The sequence below is a fragment of the Mycobacterium paraense genome, from assembly GCF_002101815.1.
GTDB lineage: Bacteria > Actinomycetota > Actinomycetes > Mycobacteriales > Mycobacteriaceae > Mycobacterium > Mycobacterium paraense.
Genome location: NZ_LQPM01000012.1, coordinates 58,622 through 82,422, shown reverse-complemented (window position 1 = coordinate 82,422; position 23,801 = coordinate 58,622). Strand labels below are relative to the sequence as shown.

20 protein-coding genes and 1 tRNA gene are annotated in these 23,801 nt (G+C 68.9%); 9 read left to right on the top strand and 12 right to left on the bottom strand.

The window, feature by feature from the left end; genetic code table 11:
- Positions 1 to 59: 59 nt before the first annotated feature.
- The 3 genes from pyk (at position 60) to AWB89_RS11765 (ending at position 3,934) form a co-directional block, all read left to right on the top strand.
- Positions 60 to 1,478 (top strand): pyruvate kinase, encoded by a 1,419-nt coding sequence (pyk, locus tag AWB89_RS11775; RefSeq protein ID WP_085094726.1) that lies wholly within the window; start codon positions 60 to 62, stop codon positions 1,476 to 1,478.
- The gene (locus tag AWB89_RS11770) at positions 1,447 to 2,391 is read left to right on the top strand and encodes an acyl-CoA thioesterase II (protein WP_085173751.1); all 945 of its coding nucleotides are present in this window, start codon (positions 1,447 to 1,449) and stop codon (positions 2,389 to 2,391) included. The genes pyk and AWB89_RS11770 overlap by 32 nt, the downstream gene beginning before the upstream one ends.
- Before the next feature lie 148 nt (positions 2,392 to 2,539).
- On the top strand, positions 2,540 to 3,934 hold the full coding sequence (locus AWB89_RS11765; RefSeq protein ID WP_085173808.1) for a bifunctional lysylphosphatidylglycerol flippase/synthetase MprF: 1,395 nt from the start codon (positions 2,540 to 2,542) through the stop codon (positions 3,932 to 3,934).
- Here the strand turns inward: AWB89_RS11765 and AWB89_RS11760 are convergent.
- Positions 3,931 to 4,842, bottom strand: coding sequence for a DMT family transporter (locus AWB89_RS11760; RefSeq protein WP_085094836.1), 912 nt, complete (start codon positions 4,840 to 4,842; stop codon positions 3,931 to 3,933). The two genes, AWB89_RS11765 and AWB89_RS11760, sit on opposite strands and share 4 nt — an antisense overlap.
- Before the next feature lie 168 nt (positions 4,843 to 5,010).
- On the opposite strand from AWB89_RS11760, the gene AWB89_RS11755 reads away from it, so the two are divergent.
- Positions 5,011 to 5,862, top strand: a complete 852-nt coding sequence (locus tag AWB89_RS11755) for a LysR family transcriptional regulator (RefSeq protein WP_085173748.1) — start codon at positions 5,011 to 5,013, stop codon at positions 5,860 to 5,862.
- 60 nt (positions 5,863 to 5,922) lie between these two features.
- Positions 5,923 to 6,684, top strand: a complete 762-nt coding sequence (locus tag AWB89_RS11750) for a maleylpyruvate isomerase N-terminal domain-containing protein (RefSeq protein ID WP_085173746.1) — start codon at positions 5,923 to 5,925, stop codon at positions 6,682 to 6,684.
- Here the strand turns inward: AWB89_RS11750 and cydC are convergent.
- From cydC to AWB89_RS11710, 8 genes are all read right to left on the bottom strand, one after another.
- Positions 6,675 to 8,369 (bottom strand): thiol reductant ABC exporter subunit CydC, encoded by a 1,695-nt coding sequence (gene cydC / locus AWB89_RS11745; protein WP_085173744.1) that lies wholly within the window; start codon positions 8,367 to 8,369, stop codon positions 6,675 to 6,677. The two genes, AWB89_RS11750 and cydC, sit on opposite strands and share 10 nt — an antisense overlap.
- On the bottom strand, positions 8,356 to 9,945 hold the full coding sequence (gene cydD, locus AWB89_RS11740; protein ID WP_241520476.1) for a thiol reductant ABC exporter subunit CydD: 1,590 nt from the start codon (positions 9,943 to 9,945) through the stop codon (positions 8,356 to 8,358). Before cydD ends, cydC begins: the two co-directional genes overlap by 14 nt.
- Before the next feature lie 71 nt (positions 9,946 to 10,016).
- Entirely contained in the window at positions 10,017 to 11,066 is a 1,050-nt protein-coding gene (cydB, locus tag AWB89_RS11735) for a cytochrome d ubiquinol oxidase subunit II (protein ID WP_085173742.1), read from the bottom strand.
- 11 nt (positions 11,067 to 11,077) lie between these two features.
- Positions 11,078 to 12,544, bottom strand: a complete 1,467-nt coding sequence (locus AWB89_RS11730; RefSeq protein ID WP_085173740.1) for a cytochrome ubiquinol oxidase subunit I — start codon at positions 12,542 to 12,544, stop codon at positions 11,078 to 11,080.
- Between the two features lie 50 nt (positions 12,545 to 12,594).
- The gene (locus AWB89_RS11725; protein WP_142280145.1) at positions 12,595 to 13,197 is read right to left on the bottom strand and encodes an HdeD family acid-resistance protein; all 603 of its coding nucleotides are present in this window, start codon (positions 13,195 to 13,197) and stop codon (positions 12,595 to 12,597) included.
- A gap of 30 nt (positions 13,198 to 13,227) precedes the next feature.
- On the bottom strand, positions 13,228 to 14,556 hold the full coding sequence (locus AWB89_RS11720) for an adenylate/guanylate cyclase domain-containing protein (protein WP_085173802.1): 1,329 nt from the start codon (positions 14,554 to 14,556) through the stop codon (positions 13,228 to 13,230).
- A 95-nt stretch (positions 14,557 to 14,651) separates the two neighbouring features.
- A complete protein-coding gene (locus AWB89_RS11715) occupies positions 14,652 to 15,149 on the bottom strand; it encodes a DUF488 domain-containing protein (protein WP_085173738.1) in 498 nt (165 codons plus the stop codon).
- Between the two features lie 10 nt (positions 15,150 to 15,159).
- Positions 15,160 to 15,233, bottom strand: a tRNA-Leu gene (locus AWB89_RS11710).
- Positions 15,234 to 15,327: 94 nt separating this feature from the next.
- Here AWB89_RS11710 and AWB89_RS11705 point away from each other — a divergent pair.
- Complete coding sequence (locus tag AWB89_RS11705; protein WP_085094844.1) at positions 15,328 to 15,957, top strand: ANTAR domain-containing response regulator; 630 nt, start codon at positions 15,328 to 15,330, stop codon at positions 15,955 to 15,957.
- Between the two features lie 158 nt (positions 15,958 to 16,115).
- On the opposite strand, the gene AWB89_RS11700 is transcribed toward AWB89_RS11705, so the two are convergent.
- The gene (locus AWB89_RS11700; RefSeq protein WP_085173736.1) at positions 16,116 to 17,318 is read right to left on the bottom strand and encodes a lipid-transfer protein; all 1,203 of its coding nucleotides are present in this window, start codon (positions 17,316 to 17,318) and stop codon (positions 16,116 to 16,118) included.
- Positions 17,315 to 17,758 (bottom strand): Zn-ribbon domain-containing OB-fold protein, encoded by a 444-nt coding sequence (locus AWB89_RS11695; protein ID WP_085173733.1) that lies wholly within the window; start codon positions 17,756 to 17,758, stop codon positions 17,315 to 17,317. Before AWB89_RS11695 ends, AWB89_RS11700 begins: the two co-directional genes overlap by 4 nt.
- Positions 17,759 to 17,879: 121 nt before the next feature.
- Between AWB89_RS11695 and polA the strand changes: the two genes are divergently transcribed.
- The 3 genes from polA to coaE all read left to right on the top strand — a co-directional run bounded on the left by polA (position 17,880) and on the right by coaE (position 23,387).
- Entirely contained in the window at positions 17,880 to 20,543 is a 2,664-nt protein-coding gene (gene polA, locus AWB89_RS11690; RefSeq protein WP_142282519.1) for a DNA polymerase I, read from the top strand.
- Positions 20,544 to 20,714: 171 nt separating this feature from the next.
- Complete coding sequence (gene rpsA, locus AWB89_RS11685) at positions 20,715 to 22,160, top strand: 30S ribosomal protein S1 (RefSeq protein ID WP_085094748.1); 1,446 nt, start codon at positions 20,715 to 20,717, stop codon at positions 22,158 to 22,160.
- A 12-nt stretch (positions 22,161 to 22,172) separates the two neighbouring features.
- A complete protein-coding gene (gene coaE, locus AWB89_RS11680) occupies positions 22,173 to 23,387 on the top strand; it encodes a dephospho-CoA kinase (RefSeq protein ID WP_085173729.1) in 1,215 nt (404 codons plus the stop codon).
- Here coaE and AWB89_RS11675 read toward each other — a convergent pair.
- Positions 23,384 to 23,800 carry a hypothetical protein gene (locus AWB89_RS11675; protein ID WP_085173727.1) on the bottom strand — a complete coding sequence of 139 codons (417 nt, stop codon included), beginning with the start codon at positions 23,798 to 23,800 and terminating at the stop codon, positions 23,384 to 23,386. The genes coaE and AWB89_RS11675 overlap by 4 nt on opposite strands.
- Position 23,801: the final 1 nt, after the last annotated feature.

Genomic DNA, 23,801 nt, shown 5'->3' with positions numbered 1-23,801 from the left:
GCTGCGTCCAATCGGTTAACTCGGGCTGCCCCCGCGCCGCGCGACTATGCTGGTTCGCCGTGAGTAGACGCGGGAAGATCGTCTGCACCCTGGGCCCGGCAACAAGCTCCGACGAACTGATCCTGGCGCTGGTAGAGGCCGGAATGGACGTCGCTCGAATGAACTTCAGCCACGGGGACTACGCCGATCACAAGGCCGCCTACGACCGCGTGCGGGCCGCGTCCGACACCACCGGCCGCGCGGTCGGCGTGCTCGCGGACCTACAGGGCCCCAAGATCAGGCTGGGACGCTTCGCCAGCGGCCCCACGTTCTGGGCCGACGGGGAGACGGTCCGCATCACCGTCGCCGAATGCGAAGGCAGCCACGACCGCGTGTCCACCACCTACAAAAAGCTGGCCCAGGACGCCGTGGTCGGTGACCGCATCCTGGTCGACGACGGCAAGGTCTGCCTGGTGGTGGACGCCATCGACGGCGACGACGTCGTCTGCACCGTCGTCGAGGGCGGCCCGGTCAGCAACAACAAGGGCCTCTCGCTGCCCGGCGTGAACGTGTCCGCCCCCGCGTTGTCGGACAAGGACATCGACGACCTGACGTTCGCGCTGAACCTGGGGGTCGACCTGGTCGCGCTCTCATTCGTGCGTTCGCCGTCCGACGTCGAACTCGTGCACGAGGTGATGGACCGCATCGGGCGGCGGGTGCCGGTGATCGCCAAGCTGGAAAAGCCGGAAGCCGTCGACAACCTGGAAGCCATCGTGCTGGCGTTCGACGGCATCATGGTGGCCCGTGGCGACCTGGGCGTCGAGCTGCCCCTCGAAGAGGTGCCGCTGGTGCAGAAGCGGGCGATCCAAATCGCCAGGGAGAACGCGAAACCCGTCATCGTTGCGACCCAGATGCTCGACTCGATGATCGAAAACTCGCGACCCACCCGAGCCGAGGCCTCCGACGTCGCCAACGCCGTGCTCGACGGCGCCGACGCGTTGATGTTGTCGGGGGAGACGTCGGTGGGCAAGTATCCGCTGGCGGCGGTTCGGACGATGTCGCGCATCGTGTGCGCGGTCGAGGAGAACTCCACGGCCGCGCCGCCGCTGACGCACGTGCCCCGCACCAAACGCGGCGTGATCTCCTACGCCGCCCGCGACATCGGCGAGCGGCTCGACGCGAAGGCGTTGGTCGCCTTCACCCAGTCCGGTGACACCGTCAAGCGGCTGGCGCGCCTGCACACCCCGCTGCCGCTGCTCGCCTTCACCGCGTGGCCCGAGGTGCGCAGCCAGCTCGCCATGACCTGGGGCACCGAGACCTTCATCGTCCCGATGATGACGTCGACCGACGGCATGATCCGCCAGGTCGACAAGTCGCTGCTCGAGCTCGGCCGCTACAAGCGCGGCGATCTGGTGGTCATCGTCGCAGGCGCGCCACCCGGCACAGTAGGGTCGACAAATCTGATCCATGTGCACCGGATCGGGGAGGACGACGTCTAGCGCAGGGACCCATAGGACCCCAAGAGGAGAGGCCGCGATCAGCACCAATTCTGATTTCGAGGAACTGCTGGCGATACTCGACCTCCGACGGGTCGCCGAGGACCGGTTCGTCGGATCCCACCCCAGCAAGAACCCGATGCGCACCTTCGGCGGGCAGCTCATGGCGCAGTCGTTCGTCGCCAGCAGCCGCACGCTGAAGTCCGACGAGCTGCCGCCCAGCGCGCTGTCCGTGCACTTCATCAACGGCGGGGACACCGCCAAGGACATCGAGTTCCAGGTGACGCGGCTGCGCGACGAGCGGCGCTTCGCCAACCGGCGCGTCGACGCGGTGCAGGACGGCGTCGTGTTGTCGTCCGCGCTGATCTCGTACATGTCGGGCGGTCCCGGCCTCGAGCACGCCGTCGACCCGCCGCAGGTGCCGCAGCCCCATACGCAACCGCCGCTCGGCGACCTGTTGCGTGGCTACGAAAAGGTCGTGCCGCACTTCGTCAACGCCCTGCAGCCGATCGAATGGCGCTTCACCAACGATCCCTCCTGGATCATGCGCGACAAGGGCGAGCGGCTGCCGCACAACAGGGTCTGGATGAAGGCGCTGGGTGCGTTGCCCGAGGACCCGGTTCTGCACACCGCGGCCCTGCTGTTCTCCTCGGACACCACGGTGCTGGACTCGGTCATCACCACCCACGGGCTGTCGTGGGGGTTCGACCGCATCTTCGCCGCGTCCGCCAACCACTCCGTGTGGTTTCACCGGCCGGTCAACTTCAACGACTGGTTGCTGTACTCCACGTCGTCGCCGGTGGCCGCGGATTCGCGCGGGCTGGGCACCGGACACTTCTTCGACGCCGCCGGCCGGGCCATCGCCACCGTGGCGCAGGAAGGCCTGTTGTTATATTTCCCGCCCGCCCAGCGATAGAAAGGTCACAGTACGGCATACCCGCTGGAAAACCGCCTGATTTTTGGCCTATCGGGGCCGCCACGGGCGTAAGTTCCAGTCAGCCGGGTATTCGGTGCGAGTGGCGGGAACAAACTGCCGACGTGAGTGATCGCATCGGGAGGTGAAGGTGAACGGACCGGTCGACGTCGCTGCAAAGCCCCGCGCCCGAGAACGCGTTGTCGTCCATGTCGATTCACTGGCAGCCCGCTGGGTCGGGGCGCTGGCCCTGCTCTGCGCGGCGGCCTGGCTGGTCGTCATCCTCGCCCGACACCACCAGCAGCCGGATTGGCACTACAGCGACCGGCTGGGCTGGTCGCTGACGGTGCTGGGCGCCGTGGCGTTCATCGCCCGCGGCATCTTCCTGGGCCGCCCGGTGACGACCATGCACGCCACCGCCGCCGCGCTGTTCGTCGTGGCGGGGCTGGGCGCGCACGTGCTGTCCTTCGACCTGCTGGGCGACGTGCTGATCGTCGGGTCCGGGATCGTGTTGATGTGGCCGACGTCGGCGCATCCGCGAGCCGCGGACCTGCTGCGGGTGTGGTCGTTGATCGACGTCACCGCCGATGACCCGCTGGCGCCCTTCGCGATGCAGACGGGCAAGTGTTACCACTTCACCGCCGACGGGACGGCCGCGCTGGCATACCGGACCCGGCTGGGATACGCCGCGGTCGGCGGCGATCCCGTCGGAGACGAAACGAAATTCCCCGAACTGGTCGCCGACTTCGCCGCCATGTGTCACACCCACGGCTGGCGGATCGCGGTCGTGGGCTGCAGCGAGCGGCGACTCGAGTTGTGGCGGGACCCCGCGGTCATCGGGCAATCGCTGCGGGCCATCCCGATCGGCCGCGACGTCGTCGTCGACGTGGCCGGTTTCGAAATGGTGGGCCGCAAGTTCCGCAACCTGCGTCAGGCCGTGAAGCGCACCCACAACTTCGGCATCACCACGGAAATCGTCGACGAGCAGCAACTCGACGACAAGCTGCTCGCGGAGCTGACCGACGTGGTGCGCGCGTCCCCAAGCGGCACCCATTATGACCGCGGCTTCTACATGAACCTCGACGGCGTGCTGGAGGGCCGCTTCCCCGGAATCAAGCTCATCATCGCCCGCGACGCCGACGGGCGCGTGCAGGGCTTCCACCGCTATGCGACCGCCGGCGGGGGCAGCGATGTCAGCCTCGACGTCCCGTGGCGTCGCCGCGGATCCCCGAACGGCATCGACGAGCGGCTCAGCGTCGACATGATCATGGCCGCCAAACACGCTGGCGCGCAGCGGGTATCGCTGTCGTTCGCGGCGTTCCCGGAGATCTTCGAGGACAAGGATCGCGGCCGGCTGCAGCGCGTCTTCTACCGGTTGATCCACATCCTCGACCCGCTGATCGCGCTGGAATCGTTGTTCCGGTACGTGCGCAAGTTCCATGCCATGGACGCCCGTCGCTACGCGCTGATCTCGATGACCCAGTTGCTCCCGCTCGTGGTGGTGTTGCTGACGCTGGAGTTCATGCCGCGCCGGCGCCACCTCTAGCCGACGACGCAGGTTTCGGGAATCGTTTGGGGCTCGGCGGCTTTCGCCGGGCGGGGCGGGGCGGAGGCGCGGCTGTTGAGCCAGCAGGCCAGCCCGCCGACGAGCAGGCCGACCGCCACGCCGACATCCGGGCGCTGGCCCAGCATCACCCAGGACAGCAACCCGGCGACCGCCGGAATGACGGCAAAGAGCATCGCAACGGCCGCCGCGCCGTGCGTGCTGATGGCGCGCACGTACAGGCTGACCGCCAGCGTCGCGTTCAACAGCACCATGGCGGCGACCGCGACGGCGGCCCTGGTCGCGTCGTGCACGGCGAAGGGCGTCAAGGCGGCCAGCGCCGCGGCAGGAACGAGGCCGACGGCGTTCTGCACCGCGCTCATCGCCCGGAAGTCGACTCCGGCGCAGAAGCGCTGCTGGTAGACGCCGCCGGCCGAAAGGCCGAGCAGGCCAACGATAAGCAGCACAAAGACGGGGTCGACGCCGTGGGTGGTCATCAGCCGGCGGGCGCACGCGGCGAGCACGGCCGCGACGCCGAGGGCCAGCGCCGCCAGCCGCTGCAAGCCCAGCGGTTCGCGCAGGAACACGGTGGCGAGGATCGCCGTGGTCACCGGGTTCATCGCAATGACCACCGCGCACAGCACGGCCGGCGCCCCGAGCTCGACGGCTTCGTAAATGCTGCAGAACTGCACGCCCTGGATCAGCAGGCCGGCCACCAGGACGTGAACGAGCCGCGCCCCGCGCGGCCAGGGCGCCTTCGCCGCAATCGTCCAGACGGCCAGGATCGACCCGGCCAACCCGAACCGCAGCACCAGGGTGGCCATCGGGGTCATTGCGGTCACCGCAAGGACGCCGATGGGATATCCGATCGCGTAGAGGAACGTCACCGCCGAGGCGGTGGACAGCGGCATGCGCGGCAAGTCCATGCCACCATGCTCGCGTGCTCGACCCATTCAGTCCAACGATTATTGGCGGTCGCAAACGATCGCAACCGCTTATCGGTCGGTAGGGCAATGGGCGAATTTCGAGCCCAGCGGCGGTCTATTGATCATTGATGTGAATCGAACTATGGTGCGGGGGTGGCCCAGGCCCTCGACATCGCGCCGCTGCGCAGCCTCGTCGCCGTCGCCGATTGCGGCGGGTTCCACCGCGCGGCCGCGGCGCTGCACCTCAGCCAGTCGGCGGTCAGTCAGCACCTGCGCAGAATCGAGGCGGTGATCGGCCAGACGGTGGTCGAACGCTCGGGTCGCGGCGTCGTGTTCACCGAAGCGGGCCACAAGCTGCTGCGGCACGCCCGCGCGATTCTGGCCGCGCATGATGCGGCGCTTGACGACCTGGGCGCCACCGAACCGGCGCTGTTGACGATCGGCGCCACCGAACACGGCGCCGACGTGATGCTGGCCGGCCTGACCGGCGCGTTGCGTGAGCGACTTCCCGACCGGCGGGTGCGCTTCCGGCTTGACCGCAACGTGTCGCTGGCCGACTCGATCGAGCGGGGGCTGGTGGACTTGGCGATCATGCTCGACGGGTCGGGCCTCGATCGTGCCAACGCGTCCGGTCTGGTTCGGCTGCAATGGATTTCGGCGCGGACGTTCGCTGCCTCGACCCGGGATCCGCTGCCGCTGGTGATCTTCTCCGAACCCTGCACGTTGCGCGAGCCCGCCTTTTCGGCGCTGGACCAGCGCGACATCGCCTACGAGATCGCCGCCGAGTGCGGTGATCTGTCCGGTCTTTACGCGGCGGTGCGGTCCGGGCTCGGGGTCGCGCTGCTACCGATGATCGGAAAGCTGCCCGATGGCCTCTGCCTGGCCGAGGGCCTGCCGCCGGTCAACAGCGCGTCGATCTTGGTGCGCGGCCGCGTCGGCATCGACCCCGATGTGCTGAGCACGGTCGACGCCGCGGTCCGTGACGTGCTGGCCGCCGAAAACTGAAGCGCCCCAACACCGGCTGTGATGTCGAAAAACCGCTAGCCTCCAGCCGCGGCGGGCCTGTTGGCTGAACTGGTGAGAGAGACCTTCGGCTTGCGCGACGAGGCCATGCGCGCGTTCGTCGCGAGCCTGTCACGGCTACTGCCGACGGCGCCGACGTGGTGTGCGGGCTGGAGCGCCCACGAGCTCGCCGCGCATGTGACCGCCGCCGCCGAGGAGCGTGCCAACCTGATCGACGATCGCCTGGCGGGTCGGCCGGCCAGGCCGACACGGTCATGGGAAGTGCGCGAGCCGCCGTTTCGCGCGATGCCCGACCCTGAACTGCGACAACGACTGGTGGAACACGCCGCTCGCTTCGAGTCGAAGGTGGCGGCCCTCGACGAATCCGACACTGTCGTCTACACGGGATGGGCGATGACTCCCGACCGGCTGCGCATGCACAGCCACAGCGAGGCGGTGCTACATCGATGGGATCTGGTGGGGGACGACGACGTCGGTGTCCGGTTGCTGTCCGACCCGGCGATGGTCGCGCATGCGCTGGCCGCCTTCGAGGCGCTGCCCGCCCTGGCGGAAGCCCGGCGCTGGCGTCGGCCCGACGTGGCGCCGCGGCCGGTGATCTTGCGGAGCGCTGGCCGCGCCGATCTGGCTGTGGCTCCGGGCAAGGGCCTGTCGGCGACCGCGCCGCGCGACGGCGTGGTGGTAGAGCTACGGCCGCACGAGCTGCCTCTCGTGCTGTGGGGACGTTGCCCGCCGCGGCTGCGCGATCCGCACGCCGGCGCCGAGACGCTCGACGACGTGCTGCGGCGTCTGTGTGGTCACGGCTGACCGACGCGCAATTCGCGGCAGGGAACGCCCTCGGGCAGGTGGTGGGTGGCCACCACGACGGTCCGCTCCGCCGACATCAGCGCCGAGTCCGGGCCCAACAGTGCGCACAGGATCCGTTCGCCGTCGACCGCGTCGAGGTGCTCGGTCGGCTCGTCGAGCAGCACGATGCGGGCCGGTGCGATCACGGCGCGAGCGAGTAGCAACCGCCGGCGCTGGCCCGCCGACAGCGCCTGCGCGCCACCGGTTAACACCGTCGACAAGCCCTCCGGCAGACCCGCCAGCCACCCGCCGAGGCCGACCGCGCCCAGCGCCGCCGCCAGTTCGTCGTCGCCGCAGTCGCCGCGGGCGACCAGGAGGTTGTCCCGGACGGTGGTGGCGAAGACATGCGCGTCCTCGGCGAAAAAGCTGACGGCCCTGTGCAGTTCGTCCTCGTCGAAGCGGCCGACGTCGGTTCCGTCCAGCGTCACGCGCCCGGCGAGCGGGGGGATCAGCCCGGCGAGGGTCATCAGCAGCGTGGTCTTGCCCGAGCCGCTGGCGCCCGTGACGGCCAGCCGGGCGCCCGGCGACAGGTCGAGCCGCACCGGGACCGCGCGCGACGCACCGTCGTGTCCGGAGCGCACATCGGCGGAAAGTGTCCCGCGCGCGGGCACCGCCTGTTTCGGCTCGGTGGGGCGCTCGGGGGGAGCCAGCTCGAGCAGGCGGCGCGCGGCGATGCGCGACCGCGTCAGCTGGACCGCGGCGGCGGGCAACGCCGTCGTCGCCTCGAATGCGGACAGCGGCAACAACATCAACACGGCCAGGGTGGTGGGCGCGACGGTGTGGGCCAGCGCGATGCCGGCCACCACCGCGCCCAGCACGCTGGCGCCGATCGCCGCGGTGGGCATCGCCTCGGCGATGGCGGCCGGTCGCGCGGCGGCGTCCAGGGCATCGGCCCAATCGCGTTGGCGGCGCTGCGCATCGGCGATGACGCCGGGCAGGGCGCCGGCGACGCGCAGCTCCGGGGCGTGCTCGAGGGCGATCATCGCCGAGGTGTCGCGATCGGAGTGGTGCCGGCGGGCAAGCTCTTCCTGGGCGGCGGCGGCCCTCGCCGCGAGCCGGGGGCCAACCAAGCCGGCGACGACCAGGCACATCGCCAGCACCGCCGCGGCCGGCGGGGAAATCACGGCGACTGCCGCCGTCGCCGCCAACCCGAGCACCACCGCGACGGCGGCCGGCACCACGGCCCGCACGAGGACGTTGGCCAGCTCGTCGACGTCGGCGCCCACCCGGGCCACCAGCTCGCCGCTGTGCAACCGGACGGCGGACGCGGCGGGCCCGTTGGCGAGCCGCCGATAGATCTGCGCCCGGGCCGTGCCGGCCGCGCGCAGCGCGGCGTCGTGGGTGGCCAGCCGCTCGCAGTAGTGCAGCACGCCACGCGAAATCGCGAACGTGCGCACCGCGACGACCGCGACCGACAGGTCCAGCACGGGCGGCATCTGCCAGGCCCGCGTGATCAGCCAGGCCGAAAACCCGGCCAGCGCAAGGGCGCTGCCGAGCGACAGGACGCCCAGCGCGACGGCCGCCAGGATCCGCGGCACGCGCGGGCGCAGCAGGCCGGCGGCGGCTACGGTGATCTCGCGGCGACCCGCGGCGCCCGGCTTCGCCGCGCTTGCGATCTCCGCCGAAAGGGGATCAGACCGCGGCATGATCCACCCCGGCCTCGGCGGTGACCGCGACGACCCGGTCACCGATCGCCACGACGGGCTCGCGGTGGCCCACCACCACCACGGTCGCCCCGGCGTGCGCCCGCTCGACGATCGCGCGCAGGACCCGTTCCTCGGTGCGCGCGTCCAGGTGCGCGGTGGGCTCGTCGAGCAGCAGCACCGGGGCCGCCGAGCCCAGCGCACGCGCGAGGCCGAGCCGTTGCCGCTGTCCCAGCGACAGCCCGACGCCCCCGCGCCCGAGCCGGGTGTCCATCCCGTCGGGCAAATCGGCCAGCACGGCGTCGAAACCGGCTGCGGCACAGGCGCCGTCGAGGTCGGCCACCGGTCCCAGCAGGAGCAGGTTGTCGCGCACGGTGCCGGGCACCAGCACCGGGCGCTGCGGCAGCCAGGACAGCTGCCGCCACCACGCCGCAGGGTCCAGGCCGGCGACGTCGGCCCCGCCTACGGTGACCCGGCCCGCGGACGGCACGGTGATCCCGGCGATGGCCTGCAAAGTGGTGCTCTTGCCGGCGCCGTTGGGCCCGGTCAGCACCGTCACCCGACCGGGTTCGATGACGGCGTCCACCTCGCGGGGCGCACGCCCGTCCCGGCCCGCCACGCTGAGGTGTTCGACGCGGATCTCGCTGCCGCGCGCGTCCACCGTCCGGTTGCGCACCGTCTGCGCGGCCGGCTCGCCGATGAGGGCGAACGCCTTGTCGGCGGCCGTCCTACCGTCCTGGGCCGCATGGAATTCCACGCCGATCCGCCGCAGCGGCCAGTAGACGTCCGGCGCCAGCAGCAGCACCGTCAGCCCGGTGGTCAGGGTCATCTCGCCGAACACCAGGCGCAGGCCGATGCCGACCGCGATCAGCGCGACGCCCAGGGTCGCCAGCAATTCGAGCACCAGCGCCGACAGGAAAGCGATCCGCAGGGTCGCCATCGCCGAGCGGCGATGGGCGGCGGCAAGTTCGGCGATCCGCCGCTCGGGGCCCCGTCCGCGTCCCAGCGCTCGCAGCGTCGGGATGCCGGCGATCAGGTCCAGCAATCGGGCCTGCAGGGTCGTCATGGCCTCCAGCGCCGCCGCCGAGCGGTCGGCCGTCGCGATCCCGATCAACACCATGAAAATCGGTATCAGGGGCAGGGTGATCGCCACGATCACCGTCGATTTCAGGTCATAGGCGGCGATCACGGCGACGGTCGCCGGGGTCAGGATCGCGGCGAGCAGCAGGGTCGGCAGGTATCCGGCGAAGTAGGGGCGCAACCCGTCGAGTCCACGGGTGACCACGACCGCCGCGGCGTCGCGCTGCGCGGCCAGCTCGCGTGGCTGCCGCGCGGTCACCGCCGCCAGCACCTGGCCGTTGAGGTCGGCGATGACGGCGCTGGCGCCCCGCTGGCCCAGGCGGGCCTGCAGCCACTGCGTCACCGTGCGAATGATCCACAGTGCCAACAGGATCGACAGCGGCGTGAGCCAGGGTCGCAGGCCGCGCGCGGAGGGGTCGCCGACGATCCGCGCGACCGTGCTGGCCAGCACGATCGCCGAACCGATCGCGCAGCCCGAGATCACGATCCCGCAGACCACGCTGGCGACCAGGTAGCGCCGCAGCGCGGTCGATGCGCGCCACAGCCGCGGGTCCAGCGGTGCCCGGCTGCTCAGGACGGACGCCTCGCCAGGCCGATGGGCGGCGGTATCCGCTCGGACGAGATCCGTTGCCGGAACACCCAATACGTCCACGCCTGGTAGATCACCGTCAGCGGCGCCATGATCGCGGTCACCCAGGTCATGATCTTGAGGGTGTAGGGCGTCGACGAGGCGTTGTAGATCGTCACGTTCCACTGGCTGTTCAGCGTCGAGGGCACCAGGTTGGGATACAGCGAGCCGAACAGCAGGATGACCACGGCGGCGACCACCAGCGCCGTGCACGCGAAGGCCCACCCGTCCGACGCGCGGCGCCACACCAGCAGCACGGCCACCAGCTGCGCGACGACCGCGACGCCCAGCACCAGCCACGTCCAGCCCTTGCCGTGCGCCAGCTGCGTCCAAAGCCCAAACACCGCAACCAGTCCCGTCACCGGAAGTGACAGCCACACCGCGAATCGGTGGGCGTCGTCACGGATGGCGCCCGAGGTCTTCAAGGCGACGAACACCGCGCCGTAGAACAGGAACAGGCCCGCGGTGGCCAGCCCGCCCAGCAGCGTATAGACGTTGAGTACGTCGGTGATCGACAGGTGAATGCGCCCGGAGGCGTCCACCGGCAGACCGCGGACCAGGATGGCGAACGCCACGCCCCACAGCACAGCGGGCAGCCACGACCCGGCGGCGATCCCGAAATCGGCCCAGCCGCGCCACTTCGTGTCGTCGACCTTGCCGCGCCATTCGATGGCCACCGCTCGCAGGATCATGCCGAACAGGATCGCCAGCAGCGGAAGATACAGCGTGGAGAACACCGTGGCGTACCAGCCGGGGAACGCGGCGAACATCGCCGCGCCGCCGGTGATCAGCCAGACCTCGTTGCCGTCCCACACCGGGCCGATGGTGTTGAGCACCGTGCGCCGCTGCAGTTCCGGCTCACCGATGCCTGAAAGACCTAGGCGGGCGAACGGCTCCATCAGCATGCCGACGCCGAAGTCGAAGCCCTCCAGGATGAAAAAACCGAGGAACAGCAATCCGATGATGCCGAACCACAACTGTTGCAATGCCACCGGTCAGCTCCTTAATACGCGAACGAAAGGGGGGCCACCTCGTCGTCGCTGGGTGCGCGAGGCGGCGCCGGTTCCGCGTCGTGTTCCTGCGGCCCTTCGACGACGTAGCGCTTGAGCAACCAGAACCAGATGACCGCCAGCACCGCGTAGACGAGCGTGAAGGTCACCAGGGAGGTGACGACCATGCCGGGGGCGAGGTGGGAGACGGCCTCGTGAACGGTGAACCGAACCTGTTGATCGCCGGTCGGGTTCGGCACGACGATCCATGGCTGGCGGCCCATTTCGGTGAACACCCAACCCGAGATGTTCGCCAGGAACGGTGTGGGAATGGTGAGCAGCGCCACCCAGGAGAACCAGCGCTGGTTGGGCGCCCGGCCACCCCGGGTGAACCACAGGGTCGCCAGCGCGAACAACACCGGGATCGCCAGGAAGCCGATCATCGCGCGGAACGACCAGTAGGTGACGAACAGGTTGGGCCGGTAATCGTTGGGCCCGAATCGGTGCTCGAAGTCCTGCTGGATGTTGCGCACCCCCTGCAGCGTCACGCCGCTGGTCTTGCCCTCGGCCAGGAACGGCAGCACGTAGGGCACCTCGATCACGCGGGTGATGCTGTCGCAATTGTTGTGCTTGCCGACCGTCAGGATGGAGAAGTCGGGATCGGATTCGGTGTTGCACAACGATTCCGCCGACGCCATCTTCATCGGCTGCTGGACGAACATCAGCTTGCCCTGGCGGTCCCCGGTGAAGAACAGGCCCACCGCGGCGAGCAGCACCACCCAACAGCCCAGGATGGCGGCGGGACGAAACACGGCGCGGGCGTCCGCCGCGGCGAGGGTGGACCCGGGTTTGCCGGAGCGGACCAGCCACCACGCGCTGACGGCGGCGACGAACGTCCCCGCGGTCAGCAGCGCGCCGGTCACGGTGTGCGAAAAAGCCGCTCGCGCAGTGTTATTGCTCAACAACGCGGAGATGCTGTCCAGCTCGGCGCGATGCGTCACCGGGTTGTAGTGGGCGCCGACCGGGTGCTGCATGAACGAGTTCGCCACGATGATGAAGAAAGCCGACACGTTCACGCCGATCGCGACGATCCAGATGCACGCCAGGTGCACCAGCCGAGGCAGCCGGCTCCAGCCGAAGATCCACAGGCCGATGAAGGTGGACTCAAAGAAAAAGGCGAACAGGCCCTCCATCGCCAGCGGGGCGCCGAAGATGTCGCCGACGAACCGGGAGTACTCCGACCAATTCATCCCGAACTGGAATTCCTGAACGATCCCCGTCGCCACGCCGATGGCGAAGTTGATCAGGAACAGCTTGCCGAAGAACTTGGTGAGGCGGTACCACGCCGCGTTCCCCGTGGCCACCCACACCGTCTGCATGATGGCGAGCAGGGGAGCCAGCCCGATGGTGAGCGGCACGAAGATGAAGTGGTAGACGGTCGTAATACCGAACTGCCACCGCGAAATGTCGACGACATTCATTGTCATCTCTCCTGACGACGAGCCAGCTACGACACAGTGTAGTAGTTCACTCAGGCCGGCGCTACGCCCTGCCCGCCGAGTTGTTTGGACGCCTTGCGGATACCGAACGACGACACGACCTCGAAGACGCCGATCACCACGAACCACACACCGACCACGAGCGCCAGGGTGACGATCGACGCGAACGGCGACGCCAAAACGACGATCCCGGCGAGCAGGCTGATCACGCCGACGAAGATCGACCAGCCGCGCCCGGGCAGCGCCGGATCGCTGATGGCCGAGACCGTCGTACCGACCCCGCGAAAGATGAACCCGATGCCGATCCAGATGGCCAGCAGCAAGACGGCGTAGCCCTGGCCGAAATGGCGAAACGCCAAGACCGCCAGGATGAGTGACGCCGCCCCGCTGATGAACAGCAGGACCCGGCTGCCCGCCGAGACGTGCAGGCTGAACGCGAACACCACCTGCGCGACGCCGGTGATCAGCAGGTAGACGCCGAACGCGACGGCGGCCGCGAGAATGGTGATTCCCGGCCACGCGAGGATCACGGCGCCGACGATCAGCGACAGGATTCCCGATACCAGCGTCGATTTCCATAAGTGCGGCAACAAGCTTGGAACCGGAGTGGTTTGCATGGCCGCAGTCTGACACAACCGTCGGTGCGGGGGATAGGGACTTTCGGCTCAGACGCGCGCGGTGCGCGGTTCCTCCGAATCCACGTCCGTGGACTGCTCGGTTGCCTTGCGTCCGATCAGATACCAAGTGCGCATCGGACCCTTGCCCTTGATGTCGATGCTGCCGCGCTCTTGCAGCACGAAGTCGTCCTTGAGGCGCTCATACATGGCGTCGGGCACCTGGATCCGGCCCACCGAGTCGGTGGCCTCCATCCGGGAGGCGACATTGACCGCGTCGCCCCACACGTCGTAGAAGAACCGGCGAGAACCCACCACACCCGCGACCACGGGGCCACATGCCATGCCCACCCGCAACGGCACCGGTTCGCCGTGCGGATCCTTCAGTCCCGCAGCGACGTTGGCCATGTCGAGCGCGAAATCCGCCAGCGCCTGGGAATGATCGGGCCGTGGGCGCGGGACGCCGCTGACCACCATGTACGAATCGCCGCTCACCTTGATCTTTTCCAGTTGGTGCTTGTCCACGAGCGCGTCGAAGGCGCCGTAGAGGCGGTCGAGGAAACGCACCAGATCGGCCGGCGGTGTGCCGCTGGCGCGTTCGGTGAACCCGACGATGTCGGCGAACAAGACCGTTGCGTCGTCGTACTTGTCGGCGATGACGCCGCGGCCCGGCTCCTTGAGCCGCTCGGCGATGCTGGCGGGCAACATGTTTTCCAGCAGCGTCTCCGAGCGGTCGTACTGGGCCTCCATCACGGCCTCCGCCCGCGCGGTGTCACGCAGGGCGAACCACACCGTCACGACGACCATCACCACGCTCGAGACCGCGGTGACCACAAAGCCCGTCGACTGCACCCAGGCCGGCTGCAGCCCGGTGTTGCGCGGGACGGAGAACTCCACGGCGATCATCAGGCCGGCGGCGACGGCCGCCAGCGCCGACGCCAACACGATGTGTTCGATCCCCAGCAGCAGCACGACGATGCAGGCGCCGACCAGGAAGAAGAATTCACCCCCCGAACCGGTGCCCACGTCCAGACAGCTGGCGAATACCGAGACGTAGGCCGCACCGATAAAGGAAAGCGGCGCAACCAATTCCCCGAATCGCTGCAGCCACGGCACCATCGCGAAGACCATGGCGCCGATGACGTTGATCGAGCTGACCTGCCACGTCCAGGAATCGGTGGCGATCTGCACGACCACGAAACTCACGCTGACCATCACGGCCAGCCACGAGGTGATCATGAGGATCCGGCCCCGACGCGCGGCGCTGGCGGCGTAGTGCTGATTGCGGTCGCGCGTCTGCTCCCGCACCGCGGCCACGCAGTCCGGGCGATTCGACGAGCCGTCTTTCCGGGGTGGGGCCCCGCACTTCTTGGCCACCACGTTCAAAGCGTAACCGTTGACCTCGCTGTTTGTCGGCTGCCAAATCAAATGGTTGCGACCCGCGGCGCCCGGCTGAGCCGCGCTTGCGATCGCAACTAATCGAGATCGCTGGTGAGCCACTCCGACGGGCGGTGCGGCGCGAGCGAGCCGTTGGGCATGATGTGCTGCACCGGGTGGCCGTCCCGGGCGGCCAGGTCGGCGATCATCCGCCGGTGGCAACGCCACCAGACTGGTTCCCCGCACATCACCGCGACGTCGTGCGCCTCGGCGTCGCGCAGCAGGCGCCGGTAGGCCGCCTGGAAGCCTTGTGTGCGGGTGTGCGCCGCGTAGTTGGCGAACGCCGGGTTCTCCCACCACTGGTCCCACGGGATCGGATCGGTCGGCGGTTTCCGTCGCCCACCGAGGTCCGGTTCGTGCCGGTAGGCGATCCCGGCGGCGTTCAGCCACTCCGGCATGGCCTCCTTCGACACGTCGGGATTGCGCCGCGAGCCCGGGAAACTGCGCACGTCCACCAGCAGCGTGATGCCGTGTTGGCGCAGCGCGGCGGTGAGTTCGTCGGCGGTCTTAGCGCCGTGTCCGATGGTGTACAGCATGGATGGGGAGTGCCCTCGGTGGGATTCGAACCCACACTGGACGGGTTTTGAGTCCGTTTCCTCTGCCAGTTGGGATACGAGGGCTGGGCAGCCTCCCACCATAGAGGATTGCCGCCGCGATCGATTCTCACCGCCCCCGAGTTCGCTGGTCGCGGGCGTGCACGACACAATGTCCGTCATGACAGGCCCCACGACCGACACCGACGCCGCTGCGCCGCGCCGGGTCCTGATCGCGGAAGACGAAGCGCTCATCCGGCTGGACCTGGCGGAGATGCTCCGAGAGGAGGGGTACGAGATCGTCGGCGAGGCCGGCGACGGCCAGGAAGCCGTCGAGCTGGCCGAGCGTCACAAGCCCGACCTGGTGATCATGGACGTGAAGATGCCCCGCCGCGACGGCATCGACGCGGCCTCGGAGATCGCCAGCAAGCGCATCGCGCCGATCGTGGTGCTGACCGCGTTCAGCCAGCGCGACCTGGTCGAACGCGCCCGGGACGCCGGCGCCATGGCCTACCTGGTGAAGCCGTTCACCATCAGCGACCTGATCCCGGCCATCGAGCTGGCCGTCAGCCGGTTCGCCGAGATCACCGAGCTGGAACGGGAAGTGGCGACGCTGTCCGACCGGCTGGAGACCCGCAAGGTCGTCGAACGCGCCAAGGGCCTGCTGCAGACCAAGCAGGGCATGACCGAGCCCGAGGCCTTCAAGTGGATTCAGCGCGCGGCCATGGACCGGCGGACCACCATGAAGCGGGTGGCCGAGGTCGTCCTGGAAACCCTCGGCGACGCGCCGAAGGACGCCGCTTCCGAGTAGCGCCGAAACTGCGCTCAGATCGCGAATCCGGGCGAATCGACGCGCTGGTTTCAGTCTCGATGGGCTGTGCGCTGACGGCTTTTGAGTGTGCGCCCAGGCACACGACACGCCGAGCGGGTCCGCCGTGGCTTCACACTGACTGGAACCGGGGGGACCGACTAGCGCGCGACGATCACCGACGAGCCGTGCCCGAACAGGCCCTGGTTCGCGGTGACGCCCACCGTGGCGTTTTCCACCTGCCGACCGGTGGCCTGTCCGCGCAGCTGCCAGGTCAGCTCGCAGACCTGCGCGATGGCCTGGGCCGGGATGGCCTCGCCGAAGCAGGCCAGCCCGCCCGACGGGTTGACCGGGACCTTGCCGCCGATCGCGGTGGCACCGCTGCGCAGCAGCGCCTCGGCCTCGCCCTTGGCGCACAACCCCAGGTGCTCGTACCAGTCGAGCTCCAGCGCGGTGGACAGGTCGTAGACCTCGGCCAGGCTCAGGTCCTCGGGCCCGATGCCCGCCTCGGCGTAGGCCGCATCGAGGATCTGATCCTTGAACACCCGCTCGGGTGCGGGCACCGCCGCGGTGGAATCCGTTGCGATGTCCGGCAATTCGGGTAGGTGCTGGGGGTAGCGCGGCGTCACGGTGCTGACCGCGCGCACCGACGGCACGCCCGCGACCGAGCCGAGGTGCTTCTCGGCGAACGACTTGCTCGCCACGATCAGCGCCGCCGCGCCGTCGGAGGTGGCACAGATGTCCAGCAGCCGCAGCGGGTCGGAGACCACCGGGCTGGCCAGCACGTCCTCGATCGAGTTCTCCTTGCGGTAGCGGGCATTCGGGTTGTTGAGCCCATGCCTGGAGTTCTTGACCTTCACCTGGGCGAAGTCCTCGAGCGTGGCGCCGTAGAGGTCCATCCGCCGCCGCGCCAGCAGCGCGAAGTACACCGTGTTGGTGGCGCCGATGAGGTGGAAACGCTGCCAGTCGGGGTCGTTCTTGCGCTCGCCGCCGACGGGCGCGAAGAAGCCCTTCGGCGTGGTGTCGGCGCCGATCACCAGCGCGACGTCGCAGAACCCGGCGAGGATCTGGGCCCGGGCGCTCTGCAGCGCCTGCGAGCCGCTGGCGCACGCCGCGTAGCTCGAGCTGACGGGAATGCCGTTCCAGCCCAGCTTCTGCGCGAACGTCGCGCCCGCGACGAACCCCGGGTAGCCGTTGCGGATGGTGTCCGCCCCGGCGACCAACTGGATCTGGTTCCAGTCCAGGCCGGCCTCGGTCAGCGCGGCGCGCGCGGCGACGACCCCGTACTCGGTGAAGTCCCGGCCCCATTTGCCCCAGGGGTGCATCCCGGCGCCGAGGATGTAGACGGGCTCAGGCGTGCTCATGAGGCGATCCTCCACGCGTGCACGAGGCGCTGCACGCCGTCGTCGTCGGTGAACAGCGGCATGGTGGTCAGCTCCATCTCCATGCCGACCTTCAGGTCGGCCGCCAGCGTGCCCTCGACGACCTTGCCCAGCACGATCAGCCCCTCGTCGGCCAGCTGCACCGCGGCGACCGCGAACGGTTCGAAGGGATCCGGCGACGGGTACGGCGGCGGTGGGGCGTAACGGTTTTCGGTGTAGCTCCACAGCGTTCCGCGGGTCGACAGCGCGACCGACTCGAGTGCGTCGTTGGCGCAGCCCGGGTTGGGGCAGTTGTTCTCCCGCGGCGGGAAGACGTAGGTGCCGCACTCGGGGCATTTGCTGCCGATCAGATGGGGGCTGCCGGCCTCGTCGGTGGCGAACCATCCTTCGATGGCGGGTTGTTGGCTGGTGACCTCGGGCACCGGACAACACTACCAAGCGCTTGTTTGGGCACGCCAGGTCTCGTCACACCAAGTGCCTAGAGTGAATGCCGTGCCCGCCGCCACCCCGCAAAAGACCGAGGAACAGACCAAACCGACACTCATGCTGCTGGACGGCAATTCGCTGGCGTTCCGGGCGTTCTACGCGCTGCCCGCCGAGAACTTCAAGACCCGCGGCGGCCTGACCACCAACGCGGTGTACGGCTTCACCGCCATGCTGATCAACCTGCTGCGCGACGAGGCCCCGACGCACATCGCGGCGGCGTTCGACGTGTCGCGGCAGACCTTCCGCTCCGAGCGGTACCCCGAATACAAGGCCAACCGGTCGTCGACCCCCGACGAGTTCCACGGGCAGATCGACATCACCAAGGAAGTGCTCAACGCGCTGGGCATCACGGTCCTCTCCGAGCAGGGCTTCGAGGCGGACGACCTGATCGCCACGCTGGCCACCCAGGCCGAAAACGAGGGCTACCGGGTGCTGGTGGTCAGCGGTGACCGCGACTCCCTGCAGCTGGTCAGCGACGACGTGACCGTGCTGTATCCCCGCAAGGGCGTCAGCGAGCTGACCCGCTTCACCCCCGAGGCGGTCGTCGAAAAATACGGGCTGACCCCCCGCCAGTACCCCGACTTCGCCGCGCTGCGCGGCGACCCCAGCGACAACCTGCCCGGCATCCCCGGGGTGGGGGAGAAGACCGCCTCCAAGTGGATCGCCGAATACGGCTCGCTGCAGGCGCTGGTCGACAACGTCGACTCGGTGCGCGGCAAGGTCGGCGACGCGCTGCGGGCGAACCTGGCCAGCGTCATCCGCAACCGCGAGCTCACCGACCTGGTCAAGGACGTGCCGCTGGCCCAAACCCCGGACACGCTGCGGCTGCAGCCCTGGGACCGCGACCAGATCCACCGGTTGTTCGACGACCTGGAGTTCCGGGTGCTGCGCGACCGGCTGTTCGAGACCCTGGTCGCCGTCGAGCCCGAGGTCGACGAGGGCTTCGACGTGCGCGGCGGCGCGCTGGAGCCCGGCACGGTCGGGCAGTGGCTGGCCGCGCACGCCGGCAACGGGCGCCGCGCCGGGCTGGCCGTGGCAGGGACCCACCTGCCGCACGGCGGCGACGCCACGGGCCTGGGCATCGCGGCGGCCGACGGCGAGGGTGGCTACGTCGAAACCGCGACGCTGACCCCCGAGGACGACGCCGCGCTGGCGGCCTGGCTGGCCGATCCCGCCAAACCCAAGGCGCTGCACGAGGCCAAGCTGGCCATCCACGACCTGGCCGGCCGCGGGTGGACGCTGAACGGCGTCACCTCCGACACGGCGCTCGCCGCCTACGTGGTGCGGCCGGGCCAGCGCAGTTTCACCCTCGACGACCTGTCGTTGCGCTACCTGCGCCGCGAGCTGCGCGCGGAATCCCCTGAGCAGCAACAGCTTTCGCTGCTCGACGACATCGAGGGCACCGACGAACAGGCCGTGCAAACCCTGATCCTGCGGGCGCGTGCCGTGGTGGACCTGGCCGACGCGCTGGACGCCGAGCTGGAGCGCATCGACTCCACCGCGCTGCTGGGCGAGATGGAGCTGCCGGTCCAGCAGGTGCTGGCCGGCATGGAAGGCGCCGGCATCGCCGTCGATCTGCAGCTGCTGGGCGAGCTGCAAAGCCAGTTCGGCGACCAGATCCGCGACGCCGCCGAGGCGGCCTACGCCGTGATCGGCAAGCAGATCAACCTGGGCTCGCCCAAGCAGCTGCAGGTGGTGCTGTTCGACGAGCTCGGGATGCCCAAGACCAAGCGCACCAAGACCGGCTACACCACCGACGCGGACGCCCTGCAGTCGCTGTTCGACAAGACCGGGCACCCGTTCCTGCAACACCTGCTGGCCCACCGCGACGTCACCCGGCTCAAGATCACCGTCGACGGGCTGCTGAACTCGGTGGCCGCCGACGGCCGGATCCACACCACGTTCAACCAGACGATCGCGGCCACCGGCCGGCTGTCGTCGACCGAACCCAACCTGCAAAACATCCCGATCCGCACGGAGGAAGGCCGCCAGATCCGGGACGCGTTCGTCGTCGGCAAGGGCTACGAAGAGCTGATGACGGCCGACTACAGCCAGATCGAGATGCGGATCATGGCGCACCTGTCCCGCGACGAGGGCCTCATCGAGGCGTTCAACACGGGGGAGGACCTGCACTCGTTCGTCGCCTCGCGGGCGTTCGGGGTGCCCATCGAGGAGGTCACCGCCGAGCTGCGCCGCCGGGTCAAGGCGATGTCGTACGGGCTGGCCTACGGGTTGAGCGCCTACGGGCTGGCCGCGCAGCTGAAGATCTCCACCGAAGAGGCCAAAGAGCAGATGGACGCCTACTTCGCCCGATTCGGCGGCATCCGCGACTACCTGCACGACGTGGTCGAGCAGGCCCGCAAGGACGGCTACACCTCGACGGTGTTCGGCCGCCGCCGCTACCTGCCCGAACTGGACAGCAGCAACCGCAACGTGCGCGAGGCCGCCGAGCGGGCGGCGCTGAACGCGCCCATCCAGGGCAGCGCGGCCGACATCATCAAGGTGGCGATGATCGAGGTGGACAAGGCGATCAAGGAGGCCGGGCTGGCGTCGCGCATGCTGTTGCAGGTGCACGACGAACTGTTGTTCGAAATCGCGCCCGGCGAGCGCGAACCCCTCGAGGCGCTGGTGCGGGAGAAGATGGGCGGGGCGTACCCGCTCGACGTGCCCCTCGAGGTGTCGGTGGGTTACGGGCGCTCCTGGGACGCCGCGGCGCATTAACGCCGCCGGTGTAACGTGAGGGCGAAAAATCGGCCGGAAATTCGCCGTGGCGTTACATTCCCGTCAGCATGTAGCGGCCGAGTTTGTCCAGCTAGTGCCCTGTCGAGTAGCCTCGACAGGTAAATCCCGTTTTATCCCTACGACCTAACCTGTCCGGAGCAACCCAACAACATGCCGAGTCCCACCGTCACCTCGCCGCAAGTAGCCGTCAACGACATTGGCTCGAGCGAGGATTTTCTCGCCGCAATAGACAAAACGATCAAGTACTTCAACGATGGCGACATCGTCGAGGGCACGATCGTCAAAGTGGACCGGGACGAGGTGCTCCTCGACATCGGCTACAAGACCGAAGGGGTCATCCCCGCCCGCGAGCTCTCCATCAAGCACGACGTCGACCCCAACGAGGTCGTTTCCGTCGGCGATGAGGTCGAGGCCCTGGTCCTCACCAAGGAGGACAAAGAGGGCCGGCTGATCCTCTCCAAGAAGCGCGCGCAGTACGAGCGCGCCTGGGGCACCATCGAGGCGCTCAAGGAGAAGGACGAGGCCGTCAAGGGCACGGTCATCGAGGTGGTCAAGGGTGGCCTGATCCTCGACATCGGGTTGCGCGGCTTCCTGCCCGCCTCGCTGGTCGAGATGCGCCGCGTCCGCGATCTGCAGCCGTACATCGGCAAGGAGATCGAGGCCAAGATCATCGAGCTGGACAAGAACCGCAACAACGTGGTGCTGTCGCGCCGGGCCTGGCTGGAGCAGACCCAGTCCGAGGTGCGCAGCGAGTTCCTCAACCAGCTGCAGAAGGGCAGCATCCGCAAGGGTGTGGTCTCCTCCATCGTCAACTTCGGGGCGTTCGTCGACCTCGGCGGTGTCGACGGTCTGGTGCACGTCTCCGAGCTGTCCTGGAAGCACATCGACCACCCGTCCGAGGTGGTGCAGGTGGGCGACGAGGTCACCGTCGAGGTGCTCGACGTCGACATGGACCGCGAGCGGGTTTCGTTGTCGCTCAAGGCGACCCAGGAAGACCCGTGGCGGCACTTCGCCCGCACGCACGCCATCGGCCAGATCGTGCCGGGCAAGGTCACCAAGCTGGTTCCCTTCGGCGCGTTCGTGCGCGTCGAGGAGGGCATCGAAGGCCTGGTGCACATCTCCGAGCTGGCCGAGCGCCACGTCGAGGTGCCCGACCAGGTGGTCGCCGTCGGCGACGACGCGATGGTCAAGGTCATCGACATCGACCTGGAGCGCCGCCGAATCTCGTTGTCGCTCAAGCAGGCCAACGAGGACTACACCGAGGAATTCGACCCGGCGAAGTACGGCATGGCCGACAGCTACGACGAGCAGGGCAACTACATCTTCCCCGAGGGCTTCGACGCCGAAACCAACGAGTGGATGGAAGGCTTCGACAAGCAGCGCGCCGAATGGGAGGCCCGCTACGCCGAGGCCGAGCGCCGGCACAAGATGCACACCGCGCAGATGGAGAAGTTCGCGGCGGCCGAGGCGGCCGGCCACGGCGGTGGCGAGCAGTCGCCCGGCAACGGCGCTCCGCCGGAGAAGGCGGCCGGTGGGTCGCTGGCCAGCGACGCCCAGTTGGCGGCTCTGCGGGAAAAGCTCGCCGGCAACGCCTAATCCAGTTCACTGATGCTGCGCATCGGGTTGACCGGTGGCATCGGCGCCGGCAAGTCGGCGCTGTCGTCCACCTTCGCGAAGCGCGGCGCGGTCATCGTCGACGGCGACGTCATCGCGCGCGAGGTGGTCCAGCCGGGCACCGAGGGCCTCAAGGCGCTCGTCGAGGCGTTCGGTGACGACATCCTGCTGCCCGACGGGTCGCTGGATCGCCCGGCCTTGGCCGCCGAGGCTTTTCGCGACGACGAGGCGCGCCAGCGGCTCAACGGCATCGTGCACCCGCTGGTCGGCAAGCGGCGATCGGAGATCATCGCGTCGGTGCCCGACGATTCGGTGGTCGTCGAAGACATTCCGCTGCTGGTGGAATCCGGGATGGCGCCGCTGTTTCCGCTCGTGGTGGTGGTGCACGCCGACGTCGAGGTGCGGGTGCGGCGGCTGGTCGACCAGCGCGGGATGCCCGAGGAGGACGCCCGCGCGAGGATCGCCGCCCAGGCCAGCGACGAGCAGCGCCGCGCCGTCGCCGACATCTGGCTGGACAACTCGGGCAGCCCCGAGGACCTGGTGCAGCGGGCGCACGAGGTGTGGGACAACCGGATCGTGCCGTTCGCCCACAACCTGAGTGCGCGCCAGATCGCCAGGGCGCCGGCGCGGCTGGTGCCGGCCGACCCGAGTTGGCCCGAGCAGGCGCGGCGGATCGCCAACCGGCTGCAAACGGCGTGCGGCCACCGGGCGATTCGCGTCGATCACATCGGCTCCACCGCGTTGCCCGCGTTGGACGCCAAGGACGTCATCGACATGCAGATCACCGTCGAATCGCTCGCGGTCGCCGACGAACTCGTAGAACCGCTGCTGGCCGCCGGTTACCCACGCATCGAGCATCTGACCGAGGACGTCGCGAAGGACGATGCGCGCAGCACCGTGGAGCGCTACGATCACAGCGACGATCCGGCCCTGTGGCACAAGCGGATTCACGCCTCCGCCGACCCCGGCCGGCCGACCAACGTGCACCTTCGGGTCGACGGCTGGCCCAACCAGCAATTCGCCCTGCTGTTCGTCTCCTGGCTGCGGGCCGACGTCGGCGCGCGCGCCGACTACCTGGCCGTCAAGCTCAAGGCCGAACAGGCGGGGGGCGGTGACATCTCGCCCTATGTCGCCGCCAAGGAGCCGTGGTACCCCGAGGCCTACCGGCGGGCGTGGGAGTGGGCCGACTCAACCGGATGGCGGCCCTAGCCGGGCAATGGCGCTCCGCATTGCAGCACGCCGTTGTTGGGGCCCGGATTTCCGGGCGAGGTTTTGACGAGCTGGTCGACCTGCGCGAAAACGTTGTCGTCCACGTCGATCTCGCAGTGCACGTTCGCCGAGTACGGGAAATGCAGCACAATCCGCATGCCGGCCTGCGCCGGGTCCGGCAGCACGGTATTGGCCTCGAATGCGTTGCCGGGCATGGACGGAAGGTTCGTGGTGTTCGTCTGACCGCCGTTGATGATGAAGGCGGCCTGACTACCAGTAGTCAACGCGTCGATACGGGCGCGGTACGTGATGTTGTGCAGGTCCGCCCGCGCGGTTGCCGGGCTTAGCTGGGAGCCGGCCGCGGCCACGGTCAGGGCGGCGATCGTCATCCATCTGCGCTTGCTGGGGCCCATA